Source organism: Paenibacillus sp. FSL K6-4396, assembly GCF_038002525.1.
GTDB lineage: Bacteria > Bacillota > Bacilli > Paenibacillales > Paenibacillaceae > Paenibacillus > Paenibacillus amylolyticus_B.
Window position 1 is genome coordinate 5595518 of sequence record NZ_JBBOCR010000001.1, and the last position, 21193, is coordinate 5616710.

The following is a 21193-nucleotide window of genomic DNA, read 5'->3' on the forward strand; positions in this document are numbered from 1 at the left end:
GCGTGGATGCCTTATCGGCATCCACGCTTCTTCCGTTGGCAGCAAGTTACTGCTGCTTGTTCTCTGCAATTTCTAACAAATCCTTAATCGCAACACTGACCATAATCAGTCCGGCTACCGGAGGCACAAATGAATTACTCGCAGGTGGCTGTTTGGCCTTACGAATTTCTGGAGCATTCTCGGGAACGATTTTCTGTGTTACGTCCTCACGCGGTTTCATCGGCTTTTCAGTCGAGAAAACCACTTTCACACCTTTTTTAATGCCATCTTTACGAAGTGTAGTCCGCACAACACGGGCAATCGGGTCCATGGTCGTTTTCGAAATATCCGCAACCTGGAATTTCGTTGGATCCATTTTATTCGCCGCACCCATGCTGGAAATCATCGGAATTTTACGTTTCAGGCACTCTTTAATGAGATGGATTTTGTAGATAATCGTGTCGGATGCATCCAGCACATAATCCAGTTCATATTTGAACAGTTCCTCATACGTTTCTTCCGTGTAAAACATATTTAATGCAATGGCATCACATTCCGGATTGATCAGTTTCACCCGTTCCACCATCAGGTCCGCTTTTTTCTGTCCCACTGTCGTGGTCAGCGCATGAATCTGGCGGTTGATGTTGGTGATATCCACGACGTCTTTGTCAATCAGGATGATGCGTCCCACACCACTACGGGCAAGAGCTTCTACAGCAATACCACCTACGCCGCCAATACCGAGCACAGCGACTGTACTATTTTTCAATGCGTCCAGACCTTCAGGTCCGATCGCAAGTTCTGTTCTTGAAAATTGATGGAGCATTGAGAATCGATGCCTCCTTTATTTCTTTTCCGCTACCGGTTTACGGGCTACACGGATATGAAGTTGTTCCAATTGCGAGTCATCCACTTCGGAAGGTGCATTCATCAGCAGATCCGTTGCACTTGCCGTTTTCGGGAAGGCAATCGTTTCACGCAGATTTGTGCGACCCGCCAGCAACATCACCAAACGGTCAAGACCAAAAGCAATTCCGCCATGTGGTGGTGTTCCATATTCAAATGCTTCCAGCAGGTAGCCGAATTTCTCATTCGCTACTTCTGTAGAGAGTCCAAGGGCAGCAAACATTTTCTCCTGAACGTCACGTTTATAGATACGCATCGAACCGCCACCTACTTCATAACCATTGAGAACAAGGTCATAGGCTTGGGCACGAATAGCACCCGGATCTGTGTCGAACAGATGTACATCTTCGTCTTTTGGACGTGTGAACGGATGGTGTTCTGCCACATAACGTTTTGCATCTTCATCATATCCGAGGAGTGGGAAGTCCACAACCCAAGCGAATTTGAATTTGCTGTCATCGATCAGTCCGAGTTGACGGCCGATTTTCAGACGCAATGCACCCAGCACGTCAGCAACCACTTTTTTCGTGTCAGCAGAGAAGAGCAACAAGTCGCCATCCTCAGCACCTGTGCGTTCTTTGACAGCTTCGATTTCTTCAGGCGTGAAGAACTTCACGATTGGCCCTTTGAACTCGCCGTCTTTTACTTGAATCCAAGCCAGACCTTTCGCACCGTAACGTGCAGCAAATGGTCCGAGATCATCGATCTCTTTACGGCTCCATGTGCCACAGCCTTTAGCGTTCAGCACTTTCACTTCTCCACCTTTTTCGATGACGGAAGCAAACACTTTCACACCACTGTTGGCTACAATATCGTTCATTTCAACCAGTTCCATACCGAAGCGCAGATCTGGTTTGTCTGAACCATATTTACCCATTGCATCTGCATACGTAATCCGTTGGAAAGGCAGTTCCAGCTCAATACCTTTCGTTTCACGCAGCAATTTGGCCATCAGTTCTTCCATCATTGGCAGCAGGTCATCCTGTTGCAGGAAAGAAGTCTCGATGTCGACTTGAGTGAATTCTGGTTGACGGTCTGCACGCAGATCCTCATCCCGGAAACAACGAGCGATCTGATAATAACGCTCAACGCCACCCACCATCAGCAATTGTTTGTAGATTTGTGGGGATTGTGGCAAGGCGAAGAATTCACCTTCATGCACACGGCTCGGTACGAGATAATCACGCGCACCTTCCGGGGAACTCTTGGTCAGGATTGGTGTTTCCACTTCAACGAACTCTTCTCCATCCAGGTAGTCACGGAACACTTTGGATGCTTTGGAACGCAGTTTCAATGTTTCGAACATTTCCGGACGACGCAGGTCCAGGTAACGATATTTCAAACGAAGGGATTCATCAACTTCAACACCATCTTCAATGAAGAATGGAGGTGTTTTGGCTGCGTTCAGCACTTCGATTTCTGTGATTTGAACTTCAATTTCGCCAGTAGGCAGGTTTTTGTTAACTGTTTCTGCATCACGTTTAACAACTTTACCCGTTACAGCGATAACATACTCGCTACGTACGCGATCTGCGATTTGCAAAGCTTCACCGGAATAAGCCGGGTTAAAGACAACTTGTACAATTCCGCTACGATCACGCAGATCGATGAAAAGTACGCCCCCCAAGTCACGGCGGGTTTGAACCCAACCGTTCAATGTTACTGTTTCACCGATGTGTGCGGGTGTTAATGCGCCGCAATGATGACTTCTTTTCATAACCAAACTCCTCATTATGTGAATTTCCGTTCTGTATGGGCAATTATTACCTGCTCTTCAACAGTCCGGTTACGTGTAGACCATGTATTCAAAAAGGCATGTTACCTCTGGCCCGCCAACTTCCGCTTAATTGGAATCGTCGGTGAACCTCAGTAATTTTGCCGGATCAATTGTTTAACTTGAATGTTTAAGACTTAATGTAATACTTCGTGCTTATTTACCTTCGCGAATTGCCGCTACCAGATCATCAAGCTTCACGGTTTGTTGCTCACCCGTATCCATCGACTTGAGGGCGATCTCACCACGCTCTAGCTCGTCATCACCAAGGATGGCGGTATAGCGGGATTTGAAACGGTCAGCTGACTTCATCTGTGCTTTCATCTTGCGACCCAGATAATCACGTTCACCAGACAGTCCAGACTGGCGAAGTTTGAACAACAGTCGGTTCACTTCACGATCAGCGGCCTCTCCCAGAGCAACAAAGTACACATCCAGTGGAGCGAGCGTAGTCACCTCAATGTTCTGGTGCTCCAGAATCAGTTGAATACGCTCCAGACCAATACCGAAGCCGATGCCCGGCTGATCAGGTCCGCCGATATCTCCAACGAGACCATTGTACCGGCCACCGCCGCCAACCGTATCAATTGCTCCAATCCCTTGGGCTTTTAATTCAAACGCAGTCAGCGTGTAATAATCCAAGCCCCGTACCAGACGATTGTTCACAGCATAATCTACTCCGAAATCATCCAGGTATGCCTGTAGCTTGGCAAAGTGATTCAAAGACTCTTCATCCAGGCTATCCAATATGGACGGTGCCCCTACGAATTTGTCCTGATCGACTTTACAGTCGAGTACACGCAGCGGATTACGCTCCATGCGGGACTGACAGTCCTTGCACAGGCTGTCTTTCATCGGTCTGAGGAACCCAAGTAATGTCTCGCGGTATTCTGCACGGCTAGTCGAGTTACCAACGGAGTTGATCTCCACTTTAACATCCTTCAAGCCGAGCTCAACACACAACTGGTAGCCCAGTGCGATGACTTCGGCATCAATCGCCGGGTCCAGTGCACCGATGGCTTCTACACCAAACTGGTGGAACTGACGCTGACGGCCTGCCTGCGGACGCTCATACCGGAACATCGGACCGATGTAATACAACTTGCTCACATCCGGTTCGCCGTAGATTTTATTCTCTACATACGCACGGACAACACCGGCTGTTCCCTCTGGACGAAGAGTCATGCTGCGATTGCCTTTGTCATCAAAGGTATACATTTCTTTCTCAACGATATCGGTAGTCTCTCCTACACCGCGTACAAATAAAGAAGTCTGTTCGAAGATCGGTGTACGAATCTCACGGTAATTAAAACGTCGACACAGATCTCGTGCTTTTTCTTCTACGTACTGCCATTTCTCGACAACTCCAGGCAGTAAGTCCTGCGTTCCAGTCGGTTTTTGAAAAGCCATCTTGATCCCTCCAGCATTGATTTTTTTCTGTAAAAGTTAATCCAGAAATGTTACACCTGGACTCTCCGACTGTAGTACCATCTTTTGATCGCTGTTATCCCCAGATTCTTTGAATTAATTTTTTTCAATGTGAAAATCCGGGGATAAAGGCGAACGCTTCGCTTCTACAGATTGGTTCTACAATCTCCGTTATGGTATAAATGTTAGAATCAACTTATATAACAAAAAAATCCCTCGCCCTGTCTGCTATGTATAGCAAACAAAGGGACGAGAGATTGTGTAATATACATTCACCCGTGGTACCACCCACATTCCGGAAACCTGACACTTTAGCCGTTCAGGTGATCTCTGGTGATTCAACATTGCCTAGGGCACTGTAATCAAGCAGATATTCCGCTCTACGTGTAACGCACGTCCTGCGCAGGCCGGCTACTGGTCAACAGATCATGTCTGTTATGTTCGCCGTCTGTTCTCGGGGAAGTCATTCGTCCGCTCATCAAGAGAATCCTTACAGCCTTGGGATTCCTCTCTGGTCATGTGGGTACGGAGTACTTGGTCCCGTCATCAAATCAGTAATATAGTTCAAAAATCGACTTGTATTGACTGTAGTCAACTTATTATTTTCTGATTGTAATGAACCGCAGTGCTAAAGTCAAGGGTTAACACGAAAAGATAGCTCTAAAAAATTTTACTCACACGCAGCATGGTATGAGGAGTCCACAGAAAATATGGCTAGTAGAAGCTGGATTCATCATATGAATTCCAACTTCTATTCGCTTCTTATTCCTCTATTGTTGCAGCATCCACTTCAACAGATCCGGCGCGCTCGCCCATAAACGGGAATGCATAATGACATATTCAATCGCTTCGTCGGAGTCGCCCATCCCGACAAAATCAGGGAGGTTATGCGGCAACCGCTTCAAACCCAACAGGTAATCAGGCACATGTTTGTTCACACCCCGCGCCACACGGTACAGCATTTTGAGCTGGGAGGTGATTCCGTTTTTCTTATACTCCAGAATAATCTTGTCATAGGCAAAGGCCGCTGCGGCGTCACCTCTTCCATACTCCTCCAGCAATTGCTCTGCCTGATCCAATTGGTTACTGTACAAATACACAGCAGCGAGCAAGTAACGTGCTCCGGTATTGTCTTCCGTATTAAGCTCTAGAATATGCTCCAGGACTTGTGCTGCTTCTTTCGTATCTCCGCCAAACCAGCAGGATTCGGCATAACTTTTGCATATCCGGATATAGGGACGAGTCTCATGAAGCCCCCAGAAGTCCCCTTTGTTCTCCTCAAAGAACAGTTCGCCCAGTTCACGTTTGCCAGCAGCGATTCCTTCCTTGAGGTAAGATCGTGCATCTTGCTCATCGTCCGATTCCTCAGCTAGAATGAGATACGCATCAGAACTGTCAGGATACATCTCCAGCGCTGTTTCCGCCATATGTACTCTCCGTTTGGAAGAGCTCGCTTCCCTTGCCTTAGACAGCAGAGCCTGTGCTTTGTCTTTCGATGTGCCTGGACCGTTCAGCATCAATAGCTCGTCCGTTTCCCCGCCCATGCCGTATTCTTCGATGTAACTACTCATCTCCTTAACCTTCCGGGAGATCGTGCCTGTCGTTACCTCATATTTATCAGCCAGCTCAGCCTTTGAGACATTGAAGCCGTATTCCTCGGACAGCAAATACTCAATTGCAGCAGAGAACGAGCCTGTCTTCTTCACAGTAGGACGGGTCTGACGGGAGTAGCCGTTCCATAACACCAGAGCTTCCAAAATCACCTCTGGCTCGTATTGTTTCCTCATGTTCTCAATAGTCTGCAGGGCCAGCTGTTCGTGAGCCGGATGCTCCCATTTCAAATCGCTTGCCACCATCTTTTTCAGCTTGGTCAAGGTCAGTTTGCTCTCAGGCTGAATAGAAGCTTCCCGAACCGGTTGCTCCGTTGATATTATCCCCAGTATGGATTCTACTGCAGAGGACTCCTTGTTGAGACAACATTTCTTATATTTTTTCCCACTACCGCATGGGCATAAATCATTTCTTCCAACCTTACTCAAAACTAATTCCCCCTTAAATCTGTCTCTAGCCATTCGCATGAGAACTCTGTTGCTTTAGCATTGTAGGTGTCATTTCTCTAACGAGGCATTCTATATAACTTTCAAATTCCATCGATCAAGCAGAAACGGCTGCCCCGTACTTATATAAAAAAGGTGGGGCCGTTTCAGCGAGTATGTGTTCATCTGGAATATGACGGATCACTCTGGCGATGAGTTCCTCATACTCACTGTCATAGGATTGGATTCGCCTGAACCCAATCGCTGGAGCTAAATTTACCGTCCAATGTAACCCAACTATGAAAACAATTCGCTGTAGAATATATAAACCCATCTCTCTATTCTAGCAAAAATTGAATAAAGGGGTAAGCTCTGCCCAAAACATACACATTCTCAGCTCAAAAAAAAATAGCCTGCACACGGTGTGCAGGCTCAAAGGATATATAAAAAAAGGGGGTCATGTGTGTTATTATAAGCCCACTATGTTAAAGGCTTATGTATCTAATATTACAGTAATATTACAAAAATGATAGCGCTTTATAAATTAACTTTTTAATATCCTCCTGATTAAAAAGCCCTTGCACATCACTCGACTGTGTGGTCGAGCAGTGCAAGGGCCATGAAGTATCTACACGTTAATTCAAATCTTCCACATAGGCATGGTTGGAACGAAGCTTATGAACAATCTCGTCATAATCCTCATCCCTTACTTTGGCAGACAGAACATAATGCAGATCATCATAATCGGCCGAAGAAACATCCGCCGCTTGCAGCAGGTCTCCATCCTCATTCACTCTGTCACGAGTATCCCGTTCTGCATCACGGTCCACATTGGCTACCACAGGGATCACATTTTCGCTGGCTGGAACACCAGGGGCTGCACCTACACCCATTGCTCCGTTGGTACCTACGCCACCTGCTGTATTATAAGGCACCAGTGGCACCATAACACGCGTGTCTCTACCTATCGCACTATCAAGTTGACCTACTTCCAAATGCTCTGTACGGAACGTCTGAAGTGAAGTTCTTGCTCCCTCTGCCTCGTCCTCGGTTCGAAAATACGCCTGAATATGTTTTGTCATGTCAAACCCTCCTTTTTCGGAATGAAATGCAACGTGAAGTTTGTAAACGTCACGATGTAACGTAGTTAAGATACATCAATATATGTCAGTTTCACTAGCTGAAGTTATATTACTTTTAGCAGTTCACGTACAAACGCTGGCTCATCTTCAGGTGTTCGGGATGTAATATAGTTTCCATCCACAACGGCCTCATGATCCTTGAACTCTGCTCCTGCGTTTACCATGTCATCCTTAAGTGGTGGATAGGATGTAATGGTGCGGCCTTTCAACAGACCGGCACTAGCCAAAATTTGCGGGCCATGACATATCGCTGCGATTGGTTTCTTCGCACTGTTGATCTCAGTGACAAACTTCAAGATGTGCGCATCAGATCGCAAATTCTCAGGGGATGATCCACCAGGAATCACGACTGCATCATACTCTGAAGCGGATGCGTCAGCAATCGCCTTATCTGTCGTATAGGAGGCCTTTCCTCCTTTACCTTTAAGGGTCTCACCGGCTTTTAATCCGATAATCTCCACTTCGTGTCCAGCTTTTTTTACTTCGTCATACGGAACCTGCATCTCCGAATCTTCAAAGTCATTCGCCAATAAAAAAGCAACTTTACTCATAATGTATGTTCTCCTTTCCGTGTTCGAACTTTCTTTATGAATCGGGCCTTGCAGTACAATGGCACTTCGTTGTGCCTCGTTTTGTTATTACCCTCACCAGAGCAATTTATAACAATTCAATGTAATTTCATTTTGTAACGAAGTCATCAAACGAACATTTAAAAAGATCATCTCATGACAAAAAGTCCTGATTCGGTAAGGAATCAGGACTTTTTCAGAATCTGTATGATCCAAATATCGGATAATTATATACCTGTGTAAACATTCAAGATCGCGGAAGATGACTCTGCTTCCCTTTGTCCGAATCCTGAAGTGCCCAGATCGTTGCAACATACTCAGCAGCCGAACGGGCAAGGTGCAATGATTCATACAGGTTGCCAGGGAGTAACAGAGGTTCTGAACGGGTACGTGTTTCTTTCGCAGATTGGCGCATAATTGGATGGATGCTCCTTTGATCATGAAATAGTCATCAACGAATTATCCCTCATTATGGCCTGAACCCTATGAAATTATGCACGTAGTTCCTGACGAACCGGACTTTCAAGCATCAAAGTCACGGGTCCCCAGTTGGTAAATGTTACATCCATCATCGCTCCGAAACGCCCGGTTTCCACCTGAATACCTTTATCCCGTAGCAGTTGATTAAACGTTTCATATAACAGTTCTGCCGCTTCAGGTCGGGCCGCAGCCGCAAAGCTCGGGCGCTTTCCTTTGCGACAATCTCCGTACAGGGTAAACTGGGAAACAGACAATACAGCACCGCCTACATCAAGCAGGCTGAGATTCATCTTCTCCTGATCATCCTCAAATATCCGCAACCCACTAACTTTGTCAGCCAGATACTGGGCATCCTTCCCGGTGTCCTCATGGGTAATGCCTACGAGCAGCATTAATCCGGATTCGATCTTACCTGTCAGCTCGTCTCCCACAGTCACCTGAGCCTCTTTACAGCGTTGTACAAGCACCCTCATCTTACAGGCTCCTTACTGCATAATCCGATGCACTGAATAGACATCTTTCACACGTTTGATCCGTTCTACAACGGATTGCAGATGATCCGTATTACGAATCAGAATTGTGACGTGCACCAATGCTAATTTATTTTTATCTGTCCGTCCTGTAACGGCAGATATATTGGTTTTACTTTCAGATACAGCCTGAAGTACCTCATTGAGCAAGCCATTCCGATCATGGCCTGTAATCTCAATATCCACACTGTAACTTGCTTCGATATTCTCTTCCCACTCGACCTCTATAACACGTGCTGCTTCTTCACCGTCTGCACTTGTAGGAATATTCGGACAGTCACTACGGTGTACGGAAACGCCGCGTCCACGTGTAACGTATCCGATAATGTCATCTCCAGGTACAGGATTACAGCATCGTGCGAATCGAACAAGCAGATTATCGATGCCTTTGACACGAATACCGTTGGTTGGTCGATTTCTGCGCTCAGGCGCAGGTTTCAGCTCGCGCATCTCAGAATTTAATTCCAGCAAACTGGATTCTTCCTGCTCTTTACGCAGTTTTTCGGTTGCTTTGGTTACAATCTGTGCAGCAGTAATCCCACCGAATCCAACAGCCGCAAGCATGTCCTCAATATCATTAAATGCATATTTTTTGGCAGCTTCCATCAACTTGTCATCCGTCATCCACGCAGAAGGATCAAGCCCCATACGTTTCAGTTCACGCTCACAGCTTTCCCGACCTTTTTCAACGTTTTCTTCACGGCGTTCCTTCTTGAACCATTGTTTGATCTTCGCTCGTGCATGAGAAGATTTCGCAATTTTCATCCAGTCCTGGCTCGGTCCGTAAGAATGTTTGGACGTCAAAATTTCGATGATATCACCTGTCTTCAGATGATAATCAAGCGGAACAATCCGACCGTTTACTTTGGCACCAATGGTCCGATTACCAACCTCCGTATGAATTCGATAAGCAAAATCCAAAGGAACAGAGCCGATCGGCAATTCAATGACTTCTCCTTTTGGCGTAAATACAAATACCAGATCCGAGAAGAAATCCATTTTGAGCGATTCTACGAATTCTGACGCGTCCTGTGCTTCATTTTGGAGTTCAAGAATTTCGCGGAAGAACGTAATTTTATCTTCGAATTGCGGACCTGCCGCTGCGCCTTCCTTATATGCCCAGTGAGCAGCGATACCAAATTCAGCAGTCCGGTGCATATCCCATGTCCGGATCTGTACTTCCGTTGGTTCGCCATTGGGACCAACTACGGTTGTATGCAGCGATTGGTACATATTCGCCTTTGGCATCGCAATATAGTCTTTAAAACGTCCAGGCATCGGTTTCCATAAGGTGTGTATAATTCCCAGGGTAGCATAACAATCCTTGATATTATCCACAATAATACGAATGGCAAGCAGATCATAAATTTCGTTAAACTGCTTGTTTTTGGTGGTCATTTTCTTGAACACGCTGTAGATATGTTTCGGGCGGCCCGAAAGGTCTGCCTGAATGCCCATCTCATCGAGTTTGTTCGTAATTCCGTCCATAACCGTATCAATATATTGCTCACGTTCGGCACGCTTTTTGTGCATCAGGTTCGCAATACGGTAATATTGCTGCGGATTCAAATAACGGAGGGCGATGTCCTCCATTTCCCATTTGATCGCAGAGATCCCCAGACGGTTCGCAATCGGACAGAAAATTTCCAGCGTCTCATATGAAATTCGGCGCTGGCTTTCTTCCGACTGAAACTTGAGTGTCCGCATATTATGCAGACGGTCAGCCAATTTAATCACGATGACACGGATGTCCTGCGCCATGGCGATGAACATTTTGCGGTAGTTCTCGTTCTGCTGTTCTTCCTTGGAGCGGAACTTAATACGTTCCAGCTTCGTCAAGCCGTCAACAAGCATGGCACACGTATTGCCGAAATGATTGCGGATCTCTTCAAGTGAGACCGTAGTATCCTCTACTACATCATGAAGAAGCGCTGCTATTATGGAGATGGTGTCCATCTGCATGTTCACAACAATGTCGGCAACCGCAAGCGGATGCAGAATATACGGTTCTCCCGATTTTCGCGTCTGTCCATGGTGGGCCTGATCAGCAAATTCGTAAGCTTCTCGTATGCGCACCAGATCGGGTTCTTTGATATATGCCCCGGCCTTCTCGAGTAATTGCTCTATGCCCATTCTGATCTGTTCCGTGTCCTTTCTATACCAAATGGAACCCGTGACAGTGCTGCAACACAGGTTCCCCGTAAAAGTAATTTCCTATAATTATGACGCTTCGCCCGTTTCCCGTCAACTGCTGACGAATAAGAGCGCTTATCCAATTTTTATATTGGTGATCTGTATTACTGTTAACCCGTTTCCCTATGCTTCACAGGGGATTGAATGTATTTCTTTAATTCTTATGTATTATTGCCGTTATTTGCTGAAATAGAAGGAAAATTCATGAAAATATAAATTCCATCGCTCTGCTACGTCAAAAATGTTATTGCTTAATTAAGAGAAACTCTGTAATCTATTGAAAGTTTGTGTTTCGGAAAAGGAGATGAAATTCATTGCAACGCGAAATTCAGGTTAATCAAAAGATGCCACTTGGCTCAGGTTCACTGCTTAGCCTTCAGCATTTGTTCGCCATGTTTGGCAGCACGGTGCTTGTACCTAACCTGTTCGGTGTCGATCCAAGTATGATCCTGCTGATGAACGGGATTGGAACACTGTTGTACATACTGATGTGTAAAGGTAAGATTCCAGCATATCTCGGATCAAGCTTTGCCTTTATTGCACCTGTCACAATGGTATTAAAAGAAAATCCAGGTAACGGTTACTCCATGGCACTGGGCGCCTTTATCATTACAGGTATTGTGTTCTGCCTCGTAGCCCTCATTATTAAATATGCTGGTACCGGATGGATTAACGTAGTCTTTCCCCCAGCAGTTATGGGTGCCATTGTTGCCCTGATCGGTCTGGAACTCGTACCCGTTGCAGCTGGTATGGCCGGATTAATTAATTCGGATCCTGTAGCTAACCCCAACTGGTTTCCTCAGGCAAAACCCATTATTCTCTCTATGGTCACGCTCGGAATCACTGTCATTGGAGCCGTGACGTTCCGTGGTTTCCCCAAAATCATTCATATTTTAATCGGAATTGTATCCGGTTATGTATTGGGTAGTTTAATGGGTCTCGTAGACAAACAAGCTATTGGACAAGCTGATTTCATCTCACTACCGACTGTAACCACACCTACATTTGACTGGTCCGTCATTTTCACCATTTTACCTGTAGCGCTTGTCGTTATCGTAGAACATATTGGACATTTACTTGTAACCAGCAGCATTGTGGGCAAAGATCTTTCGAAAGACCCAGGCCTCCATCGTTCCCTGCTTGGTAACGGGGTATCCACCATTCTTTCCGGGTTTGTAGGATCTACTCCCAATACAACCTATGGTGAGAACATCGGTGTTATGGCACTGACCCGCGTATACTCTACATACGTCATTGGTGGGGCAGCGGTTATTGCAATCGTGCTCTCCTTCTCAGGGACGTTCTCAGCACTTGTAGCTAACATTCCTGTGCCTGTTATGGGTGGGGTATCCCTGCTTCTGTTCGGAGTTATTGCAGCATCGGGTCTGCGTATTCTGGTTGAACAGAAAGTCGACTTTGCCAAGCCGACCAATTTACTGCTTACTACACTTGTACTGGTCATTGGACTGAGTGGTACTGAGGTTGTCTTCTACGGCGTTCATCTGAAAGGGATGGCACTGGCAACCATCGTCGGAATCCTGATGAGCTTGTTGTTCAAACTGTTTGAAGTAATGGGTTGGTTGAATGACGATTCGCAAAAACAGCCTATCACTGAAAAAACGCCTGATTAATCTCACTGTACCGTATATAATCAAAAAAAGCCTGTTCTATCCAACCTTAACGGTTGGATAGAACAGGCTTTTTTATAATCATTAATGCTGTATATTATTTCCCGGGAAACGGAAAAGCAATTCAGGTTTTAATCACAACACTCCAAGTGGAGATTTAAACTTAGTAGTTCATCAATGTGAATACATCGATTTTTCCAGGCAACTTAGCACGACCATTCAGATCAGACAGCTCGATCAGGAATGCAGCACCAACAACGTTCCCACCCAATTGTTCAATCAAGTTGATGGAAGTTGCAATCGTTCCACCCGTTGCGAGCAGATCATCTGCGATCAGGACATTTTGACCTTTTTCAATCGCATCTGTGTGCATCGCGAGTGTATCCTTGCCATACTCGAGATCATAACCAACTTCAATCGTCTCTCCAGGCAGTTTTCCACTTTTGCGAATCGGAGCAAAACCGACACCAAGAGCGTATGCCAGAGGGGCGCCCACAACGAAACCACGTGCTTCAGGTCCAGCAATAACGTCAATTTTGAGATCAGAAACCATCACTTTCAGTTCATTGATCGCATTGCGGTACATTTCTCCATCCTTCAACAATGTTGTAATGTCCTTAAAGCTGATTCCCGGTTGTGGAAAGTCAGGGATGACACGAATATAATCTTTAAAATCCAAAATAATCTCCTCCTAAAATAAATACACAAACTTCCATCTAAGATACGCCCTTCATCCGGGATATCATCCATTGTGTCAGTTGCGGTGTGGCTGCATCCAGCATCACCTGTTCTATCTCGGCCATATTTTCGAGCGCCTGATAGTGACGTGAAGCGGTTAGTTCACGCTTAGGCGGGTTATCCACAAACGTAATTTTGCCGTTATCACGGGTAATGAAGGATAACTCTTCGAATACATCCAACATCATCGTAATCATGCGCGGCGAACAACTACACTGACGACTGAGCACAGGAGTAATCTCTTGTTCCTCCACGGGTTCAGCTTTCCATTTCAACACCTGCATATAAATACGCTTAAAGAGTTCTCTGGAAGGCATCTGAAGGCGATCTCGGCGGTTGCCTGATCCGTGCAGAAGGATGATATTCTCAGCTCCACTGAACAAAGCCAGCATGGCATTAAGTTGTTCCGGGGTTTCCGGCGTATCAAACACAAATAACGTCCGGACTTGTTCCTGTCCATAATGCTGTGCAGCAGCATTACACGGAAATAACCCGACCTTTCTATCATATACCCAAAGGCAAGGTTCATACAATGAATTTCCCTCGGAAACGTCTGTTTCTTTCCGAACAATTGCACCAACAGAACCAGATTTATATCGCAGATGCACCTCAAGTGAGCTCAAGAAATGTTTCATCGCATTTAATGGCTCGGCATTTCCGCGCAAATCAAACACTTGAACCTGAGGAACATGAATGTCCTGAAGCATCAATTGAGGTTTTCTCATTCCATTCCATTCATTGATGGACAGTTCTCCCATCACATCAATAACGGAACCTGGGAGAAGAAATTCTGCTAACGCTCCCTTGCCAAAAGCGACGGTTTCCAGTTGCTGACCATCCTGTTCCAGAACCAGTTTCAGATGGCGTTTCTCTCGTCCCATCGTTCTGGTTTCCTTCACAGTCACACTTCTCAATACAAACCGTGGCGAAGGATTGCTCATTCCAAAAGGCTGCAATCTGTCGATCTCCTGGATCACTTTCAGCGGAACATCACTGATTCTGCATTCATCATCCGCAAGACGTTGAGGTACAAAGTCCTCTTCAGTTAATACAGATGCAGCAAACTCATTCAAACCAGCCTCAAGTTCTTCCAGCTGTTCCCGATGCAAGGTCATACCTGCTGCAGCAGGGTGTCCCCCGTAATGGTCCATAGTGTGTTTATTGACTGTGAGTGCCTGATAGATATCCAAGCCCTCAATGGAGCGCGCAGAGCCCTTGCAGACACCGCTCTCTGGATCGATCCCAAGGATAAGTGTAGGTCGGTAATAACGCTCCAGCAATTTGGACGCCACAATACCAACCACTCCAACGTTCCAGCCCTCACCAGCCAATACGATTACATCTGGAACGGATCCTGAACGTAGCTGTATCTTTTGTTCCAGCTGTGCAGTTGCTTCTTGTAATATGCCCTCTACGACTTGCTGCCGCTCCCGATTCAATAGATCTAGTTGGCCCGCAAGCGTATGAGCTTCATCCAGATTCTCGGTGGTGAGAAGTGATACCGCTCTCCCGGCATGATCCAAACGTCCACTGGCATTAATACGAGGTGCCATGGCAAAGGCAATATTAATTGAAGTCACCTGACTCTGATCCACTCCACTGATTTCCAGCAATGCACTCACACCGGGTAGACGTGAACCACGCATCGATTCTATTCCATAACTGACGATAACCCGGTTCTCCCCTTCCAAAGGCATCAGATCGGCTACGGTACCGATGGCGGCAATCTCCATCCATTCACCGGGTACCTCCCCGATTAGTGCCTGAGCAAGTTTCAGGGCTACTCCCGCTCCGGCCAAACCTTTAAAAGGATACGGACATCCTGGAAGTTTTGGATTAATAAGAGTAAAGGCTTCTGGCAAAATTTCAGGTGGCTCGTGGTGGTCTGTCACAATGACTTCAATTCCCAGTGTTGCCGCATAGGCAATCTGTTCAACAGCACTGATTCCGGTATCCACGGTAATAATCAATGAAACGCCTTGTTGATGGGCCCAATCCAACGCATGGTTGTGCAACCCATACCCTTCATTCGAGCGATGAGGGATATAGATATCGTACGAAGCCCCAAGATGACGCATCAAATGGATCATAAGCGATGTGCTGGATACGCCATCAGCGTCATAATCCCCGTAGATCAAAATATGTTCTTCCCGCTCCAATGCCAGTTTGATACGTGGCACAGCTTCATTCATGCCGAGGAGCAGATAGGGATCATGCATCTGATTAAGGTCAGGATGCAAAAAACGTTCGGCCTCCTTCTCATTGTGCACTCCTCGACTCACAAGCAAACGTCCAACAAGGGGTGAAACGGAAAGCGCCTGCGAGAGTCCCGCAGCCGCCTCCAAATCGATATTCGGTGTATTCCACCGGTATTGCGAATAAAGCAATGATAACGCTCCTTTCCTGATCTACTGGACCCGCGCTTCACTACTGAATTAATGTCGCTTCGTGATCGGGCAGTTCATGATTGGATTTATAGGGATAACCTGGATCATAAGGTATCGCTTGAATCTGTACTTCTTTCACATGACTGAAACGGGTGAGCAGTAATGTCTTGGCACGATTTGCAATCTCCTGTGCTTCCAGTATCGAGATCCTCGGATTCACACTAATGACCAGCTCAATCGTAACGTCATGTTCCTGTTCACGTGCAACCAAATGCTCAATGGTAATGATGCCATATACCCGCTGTACGGTCTCTTTGAAATCTGACGCTTCTTCCTGCTCCAACTCCTGAACGAGTGAACCATAGACTGTGTCCACAATCATTCGGTAACCCTTGTGAAGCACAAAACAGGAAGCAATCAACGCAGCTGTGGGGTCCAGGTAGAGCAGCATGCTCAAACCCGTTTCTTCACCAGCCATCGATCCTATAATGCCGATTAACACGGTGAGCGAACAATAGAGTGCACGGCGATGTTGCTGTGCATAGGCCAGCGCCTGAGACTGGTTTCGTTTACGGAAATATCTGTACTGAAATTGAAAAATCGCTTCTTTCACAGCCAAAGCTGCAACAGCCACCAAAAGTACCGACTTGCCGGGTGCTTCCGGTTCACTTCCGGAGAGACTGCCCAATGCGGAGATGGCAAGCTGTAATCCACCCATGAGAATCAGCACAGATAACAATACTGAGATTCCGGGTCTAGCAACACTTGAATGTTCTTTAAACCGTCCCCTGCGAGCCTTGCTCTTATCACGTACAGACTTGGAGGGAAAGAGACCTGCCAGGGCAGAACCAGCTTCAGAAGCAGAATACAAGCCGTCAGCGAGCAATGATTTGCTGTTTGCCATATAACCGACTCCCGCCTTGATCACCGCAAGTCCCATATTACCAGCAATACCGCTCCATGTGGCAGCCTGGGCAGATGGGATATGTTCTCTGGTCATGAATATTCCCCCTTAATTCTGTACATAAAGTTGCAAAACCGCGCCTGGCAGACGCGGCTTCACAATAAAATGTTTAGTTAGATTCTTTAGCTACTGTCTTAGGTTTGTTCGTTTGTTTACCTTTGAGCGTAAACCATAATGGAGCTGCAATAAAGATTGAAGAATAGGCACCGAAGAATGTTCCGATCACCATCGCCAGAGAGAACATACGAATCGACTCTCCGCCAAAAATAAACAAACAGAGTGAAGCAACAAATACAGTAAATGTTGTATTCAGCGAGCGCGTCATCGTTTGGGCTAAACTATGATTCACCACTTCACGCAAATCAGCTTTCGTTGATTTTTTGGCGAAACGCAGATTCTCCCGAATCCGGTCAAAGATAACGATCGTATCGTTGATCGAGAATCCGACAATGGTTAACACTGCCGTAATAAAGGTCAGATTCACTTCAAGACGGAATATAGAAAATACACTTATAACTACGAAGGCATCATGGAATATGGAAACAACTGCTGCCAAAGCGAATCGCCATTCGAATCGAATCGCAACATAGATCATGATTCCGATACTGGCAATCAGCACCGCATAGATTGCATTACGCTCAAGCTCTTTGGCCATTTCTGGATCAACGGTATTCACTTCATAAGAAGCAGTCTCATCCAGTTTGCTAAATTCTTGCTTGAATTTGCTTTCTTGGTTTTCATCCAGTACGTTCGAGAATCGAATATTAACCCGATCAGATCCAGTTGTAATCTGGACTTCCTTTGTGTCAACACCCAGTTCATTCACGATTGGATTGATTTGCTCCGTTGTAACTGCTTTGGATACGGTAATATCCACATTTGATCCTGAACGGAAGTCAACGGCGTAGTTTAATCCAAGTGAGAGCAAACTGATAATCCCTACCACAGTTAAAATGATCGAGAATGTATAGGCAATTTTACTTCCTTTAATATAATCAAAATTCCAATTAAAGCGCACGAATTTCACTCTCCTTCACTCCGAAGTACTTAGGCTTCTTCAACACGTTAGCCCGTACGAGCAGGGTCAACAGGAAGCGGGAGAAGAAAATATTCGTGATGATACTGGTGACAATATCAAAGATCAGCACGAGTGCAAAACCTTTAACCGCACCTGTACCCAGGAAGAACATAACAGCGGCCGCAATAATGGTAGTGACATTGGAGTCAATGATTGTCCGGAAGGAATGTTTACCACCCGCTTTAACCGAAGACAAGATCGACTTACCACTGCGCATCTCTTCTTTAATCCGTTCGTACGTGATGATATTGGCATCCACCGCCATCCCTATACCCAGGATAAACGCCGCAATACCTGGAAGGGTAAGCACGAATTCTCCTAAATAGAAGATTGCAAGTACCAGCCACGTATGTGTAATCAAGGCAAAACTCGCAATAATACCAGGAATGCGATAAAGCCCAATCATGAACACTAGAATAATAACGGAACCAATCAATCCCGCTTTAATAGTCTGATCCAAAGAAAGCTTACCAAGTGTTGCACCAACACTTTGTGAATACTTCTCTGTAAGTTTCAGTGGCAATGCACCCAGGTTAATGGTGTCACGAAGCTGGTTTGCTTCGTCACGTGTGTAAGCACCCGAAATCTGAGCGGAACCATCTGTCAACTGTTGTCTAACGGTTGGAGCAGATAGAAGCTCATCGTCCAAATAAATAGCGAGAGGTTGTCCGATCAAACGTTTGGTAATCTCGGAAAATTTGGCTTTGTCTTTCACTTGAATGTCAATCATCGGCTCATTCAATTGAGTGAACACAACTTTGGCTGCATTCTCAACAAATTCATTTCCGCGAAGCTCAATTTTGGTGTATTCGCCTTCCTTGTCGTTCTCTGCTTTACTACGGAAGGTCAAAACAGCAGGTTCTTTCATTTTGGCTCTAACTTCAGCCTCATCCGTAACCCCTGCCAACTTCAATCGAATCCGGTTGCTTCCTTCAGTGGTTACCTCCGGTTCGCTTGTTCCAAGCGCATTGGCGCGGCTTTCAAGGCTTTTGGCCGTTTGCACCAAAGATGCTTTCGTTACTTGTTGACCTGCTTCGAGCGGCTCTGCTTCATATAAAATCTCGTAGCCTCCCTTTAAATCAAGGCCCAAGCGTATATTTTTGAGCAGTTCCGGGCTTGTTCCCACCATTACCCCTGTGGTGACAAGCACGACCAGAATGAAACTGATAATTCTTTTCATGCCGTTCCTAGATCCCCTTTCGTTCTCAATATTCCTATTATAGCGATGCCGTAAAAAGCAGTCAATTTTCAACAAAAAAGATCCCTTTCGTCTAGAAAGAGGACCCCCGGTATGCAGACACGGTCATAAAGTTCATAAAGCTTGTTGCTTTCAGTGACAAAATGTCGTTCACCAGCTGGTGAAGCGGTGGAATGCCCTGTTTTTCATATTTATGACTGACGCAATTCCAGACATCTTTGCTGGTGACATATTCGTAACCGACAAGCCTTAATTCCTCCGCCTTGCTACGGCAGAGCATCTCTATTGATTGTTCCAACTCCACATCATTCATTTCTTCCAACGGGGAGCCTCCCTTCGTACATCCAAGCCTTTATGCGGCATCAATATTACATGATTCGACTTCACCTAATCATATTCCTTCTTGCTGATTATGGTTCTTTTTGTTAATCGTGTCCAAGTTGTCATGAGAAGATAAAGGACTGGCATAGGATGAAGAACAACGGCTTTGTCCCGTTTATGTTGATAGCCTGTACTTTCAACCGGGAAAGAGGGGTAGTCTTGAAGAAACAGACATTTATTCAGGGGGCCATGATCCTGCTCGCGGCAGGCATAATTAATCGAATACTTGGTTTCATACCGCGCATTGCGCTGCCACGAGTCATCGGTGCAGAAGGTGTTGGCATCTACCAATTGAGCTATCCCTTTTTTATCGTACTGGTGACATTAATTACGGGTGGTATTCCGCTCGCCGTAGCCAAGCTCGTTGCCGAAGCTGATACCGGTGCCAATCGTTATTCTCCCCAGCGAATCCTGCAAGTAAGCTTAAGTTTTACGTTGACCCTTGGTGTTGTATTCATGTTTTTGTGCATCCTGTTTGCACCCTGGGTTACCAAGTACGTGCTCACTGATGAGCGGGTGTACCATACGTTCGTTAGTATGAGCCCCATGATTGCCATTATCGCCGTATCTGCTGTCTACAGAGGGTACTTCCAAGGCAAGCAAAATATGATGCCTACTGCCATTTCATCCATTGTTGAAACCATCATTCGTATCGTCTGTGTCATTTGGTTTGCCTGGCTTCTCCTCCCCCACGGTATTGCCCAAGCTGCTGCTGGTGCCATGCTGGGCGCGCTCGTTGGAGAATTCGGCGGTATGCTTGTACTCTTGTGGAAGTATAACAGGCAGAAGAAAGAGTTACCGCTCGCTATGCAACAGAACATGTCCAATCTCACAGCCAAACCTTTAAACCCAATACCTTCAGTTCTGAAAGAAACGGGTACTCCACAGCCGGGATTAATCCGGCGTTTGCTTGCAATCTCTATTCCTGTTACAGCAGGCCGATTGGTTGGCTCCTTATCCTATCTGGCCGAAACCATCGTTACTGCCCAGAGTCTGGCTCTGGCAGGCATATCCAAAGGGCTCGCTACAGCACAATATGGTGCATTACAAGGTATGATTATTCCTTTGCTGCTGCTGCCGGGGGCACTAACCTCATCGCTCGCGACATCACTTGTGCCTTCACTGTCCGAAGCTTCTGCTCAGGGAGATCGCGCACTGATTCACAAAAGAATGCATCAGGCCTTACGTTTGGCACTTGTGACAGGTGCTCCGTTTTCCGTGTTTATGTATGTGCTTGCCGAACCGATGTGTCTTGTTCTGTATAATGATGCATCGATCGGAAGCATGCTGAAGCTAATGGCTCCTTTTGCTTTGTTCATTTATATTCAAGCTCCTCTTCAAGCTGCATTACAAGCTCTTGACCGTCCAGGTAAAGCATTGCTAAATACGTTTATCGGTGCTGTTATCAAAATCACGATGATTTTAACGCTTGCTTCCCAGCCTGAATATGGCATCTTCGGTGCAGTCATCGCCATCTGTGTGAATTCTACGGTAGTTACCCTGTTGCATGCCCAAAGCGTACGTAGCCTGCTACAGTTCCGCTTCAAAATGATGGATTGGGTCAAGACGGGTGCAGGAATGTTTATCATGGGAGCAGCGACCCTACTTGTATACGAAGAGACTGCCATGATATTGCCTTTTTGGGTAAGGATGCTTCTCGCTCCTTTTGTCGGGCTTATCGTGTATTTCATCGTCATGGGCTGGACCAAAATGATTGACTTTCATGATCTGTCCCGTGTTCCTTTGATTGGTTCATGGTTCAAGCGCCGGTCAGGCAAATGA

The 21193-nt window shown here is 46.1% G+C and carries 17 protein-coding genes; 2 read left to right on the forward strand and 15 right to left on the reverse strand.

All coding sequences use genetic code 11. The features are described 5' to 3' along the window. Positions 1–46: 46 nt before the first annotated feature. The 9 genes from MHB85_RS24465 to MHB85_RS24505 all read right to left on the reverse strand — a co-directional run bounded on the left by MHB85_RS24465 (position 47) and on the right by MHB85_RS24505 (position 10977). Positions 47–805, reverse strand: coding sequence for a tRNA threonylcarbamoyladenosine dehydratase (locus MHB85_RS24465; protein WP_091020457.1), 759 nt, complete (start codon positions 803–805; stop codon positions 47–49). 18 nt (positions 806–823) lie between these two features. Continuing rightward, complete coding sequence (gene aspS, locus MHB85_RS24470; RefSeq protein WP_036616911.1) at positions 824–2602, reverse strand: aspartate--tRNA ligase; 1779 nt, start codon at positions 2600–2602, stop codon at positions 824–826. A gap of 213 nt (positions 2603–2815) precedes the next feature. Further along, entirely contained in the window at positions 2816–4069 is a 1254-nt protein-coding gene (gene hisS / locus MHB85_RS24475) for a histidine--tRNA ligase (RefSeq protein ID WP_017686789.1), read from the reverse strand. Between the two features lie 788 nt (positions 4070–4857). Next, positions 4858–6126 (reverse strand): SEC-C metal-binding domain-containing protein, encoded by a 1269-nt coding sequence (locus MHB85_RS24480; RefSeq protein WP_192133251.1) that lies wholly within the window; start codon positions 6124–6126, stop codon positions 4858–4860. Between the two features lie 632 nt (positions 6127–6758). Continuing rightward, the gene (locus MHB85_RS24485; protein ID WP_091020461.1) at positions 6759–7205 is read right to left on the reverse strand and encodes a hypothetical protein; all 447 of its coding nucleotides are present in this window, start codon (positions 7203–7205) and stop codon (positions 6759–6761) included. Positions 7206–7309: 104 nt separating this feature from the next. Further along, on the reverse strand, positions 7310–7816 hold the full coding sequence (locus tag MHB85_RS24490; protein WP_091020462.1) for a type 1 glutamine amidotransferase domain-containing protein: 507 nt from the start codon (positions 7814–7816) through the stop codon (positions 7310–7312). A gap of 265 nt (positions 7817–8081) precedes the next feature. Continuing rightward, on the reverse strand, positions 8082–8249 hold the full coding sequence (locus MHB85_RS24495) for a hypothetical protein (RefSeq protein WP_017686784.1): 168 nt from the start codon (positions 8247–8249) through the stop codon (positions 8082–8084). Positions 8250–8325: 76 nt separating this feature from the next. Further along, positions 8326–8787 carry a D-aminoacyl-tRNA deacylase gene (gene dtd / locus MHB85_RS24500; protein WP_192133249.1) on the reverse strand — a complete coding sequence of 154 codons (462 nt, stop codon included), beginning with the start codon at positions 8785–8787 and terminating at the stop codon, positions 8326–8328. 12 nt (positions 8788–8799) lie between these two features. Beyond that, entirely contained in the window at positions 8800–10977 is a 2178-nt protein-coding gene (locus MHB85_RS24505; protein ID WP_091020468.1) for a RelA/SpoT family protein, read from the reverse strand. 374 nt (positions 10978–11351) lie between these two features. On the opposite strand from MHB85_RS24505, the gene uraA reads away from it, so the two are divergent. Then, on the forward strand, positions 11352–12668 hold the full coding sequence (gene uraA / locus MHB85_RS24510; protein WP_091020470.1) for a uracil permease: 1317 nt from the start codon (positions 11352–11354) through the stop codon (positions 12666–12668). A gap of 160 nt (positions 12669–12828) precedes the next feature. On the opposite strand, the gene MHB85_RS24515 is transcribed toward uraA, so the two are convergent. From MHB85_RS24515 to MHB85_RS24540, 6 genes are all read right to left on the reverse strand, one after another. Beyond that, positions 12829–13344 carry an adenine phosphoribosyltransferase gene (locus MHB85_RS24515; protein ID WP_192133247.1) on the reverse strand — a complete coding sequence of 172 codons (516 nt, stop codon included), beginning with the start codon at positions 13342–13344 and terminating at the stop codon, positions 12829–12831. A gap of 37 nt (positions 13345–13381) precedes the next feature. Next, on the reverse strand, positions 13382–15790 hold the full coding sequence (recJ, locus tag MHB85_RS24520) for a single-stranded-DNA-specific exonuclease RecJ (RefSeq protein ID WP_105601832.1): 2409 nt from the start codon (positions 15788–15790) through the stop codon (positions 13382–13384). A 40-nt stretch (positions 15791–15830) separates the two neighbouring features. Further along, entirely contained in the window at positions 15831–16790 is a 960-nt protein-coding gene (locus MHB85_RS24525; protein WP_091020475.1) for a cation diffusion facilitator family transporter, read from the reverse strand. Between the two features lie 73 nt (positions 16791–16863). Beyond that, a complete protein-coding gene (gene secF / locus MHB85_RS24530; protein WP_091020476.1) occupies positions 16864–17772 on the reverse strand; it encodes a protein translocase subunit SecF in 909 nt (302 codons plus the stop codon). After that, a complete protein-coding gene (secD, locus tag MHB85_RS24535) occupies positions 17762–19012 on the reverse strand; it encodes a protein translocase subunit SecD (RefSeq protein ID WP_091020478.1) in 1251 nt (416 codons plus the stop codon). The genes secF and secD overlap by 11 nt, the downstream gene beginning before the upstream one ends. 91 nt (positions 19013–19103) lie before the next feature. Next, positions 19104–19343: a post-transcriptional regulator gene (locus MHB85_RS24540; RefSeq protein WP_036617497.1), complete on the reverse strand. Its 240-nt coding sequence runs from the start codon at positions 19341–19343 to the stop codon at positions 19104–19106. A 227-nt stretch (positions 19344–19570) separates the two neighbouring features. On the opposite strand from MHB85_RS24540, the gene spoVB reads away from it, so the two are divergent. Beyond that, complete coding sequence (gene spoVB, locus MHB85_RS24545; RefSeq protein ID WP_192133245.1) at positions 19571–21193, forward strand: stage V sporulation protein B; 1623 nt, start codon at positions 19571–19573, stop codon at positions 21191–21193.

Excerpts from the sequence above, each read along its gene's own strand:
- MHB85_RS24525 (WP_091020475.1), bottom strand. The coding sequence starts at position 16,790 with ATGACCAGAGAACATATCCCATCTGCCCAGGCTGCCACATGGAGCGGT.
- MHB85_RS24485 (WP_091020461.1), bottom strand. The coding sequence starts at position 7,205 with ATGACAAAACATATTCAGGCGTATTTTCGAACCGAGGACGAGGCAGAG.
- aspS (WP_036616911.1), bottom strand. The coding sequence starts at position 2,602 with ATGAAAAGAAGTCATCATTGCGGCGCATTAACACCCGCACACATCGGT.
- MHB85_RS24490 (WP_091020462.1), bottom strand. The coding sequence starts at position 7,816 with ATGAGTAAAGTTGCTTTTTTATTGGCGAATGACTTTGAAGATTCGGAG.
- MHB85_RS24465 (WP_091020457.1), bottom strand. The coding sequence starts at position 805 with ATGCTCCATCAATTTTCAAGAACAGAACTTGCGATCGGACCTGAAGGT.
- dtd (WP_192133249.1), bottom strand. The coding sequence starts at position 8,787 with ATGAGGGTGCTTGTACAACGCTGTAAAGAGGCTCAGGTGACTGTGGGA.
- hisS (WP_017686789.1), bottom strand. The coding sequence starts at position 4,069 with ATGGCTTTTCAAAAACCGACTGGAACGCAGGACTTACTGCCTGGAGTT.
- MHB85_RS24540 (WP_036617497.1), bottom strand. The coding sequence starts at position 19,343 with ATGAATGATGTGGAGTTGGAACAATCAATAGAGATGCTCTGCCGTAGC.
- MHB85_RS24505 (WP_091020468.1), bottom strand. The coding sequence starts at position 10,977 with ATGGGCATAGAGCAATTACTCGAGAAGGCCGGGGCATATATCAAAGAA.
- MHB85_RS24495 (WP_017686784.1), bottom strand. The coding sequence starts at position 8,249 with ATGCGCCAATCTGCGAAAGAAACACGTACCCGTTCAGAACCTCTGTTA.
- secD (WP_091020478.1), bottom strand. The coding sequence starts at position 19,012 with ATGAAAAGAATTATCAGTTTCATTCTGGTCGTGCTTGTCACCACAGGG.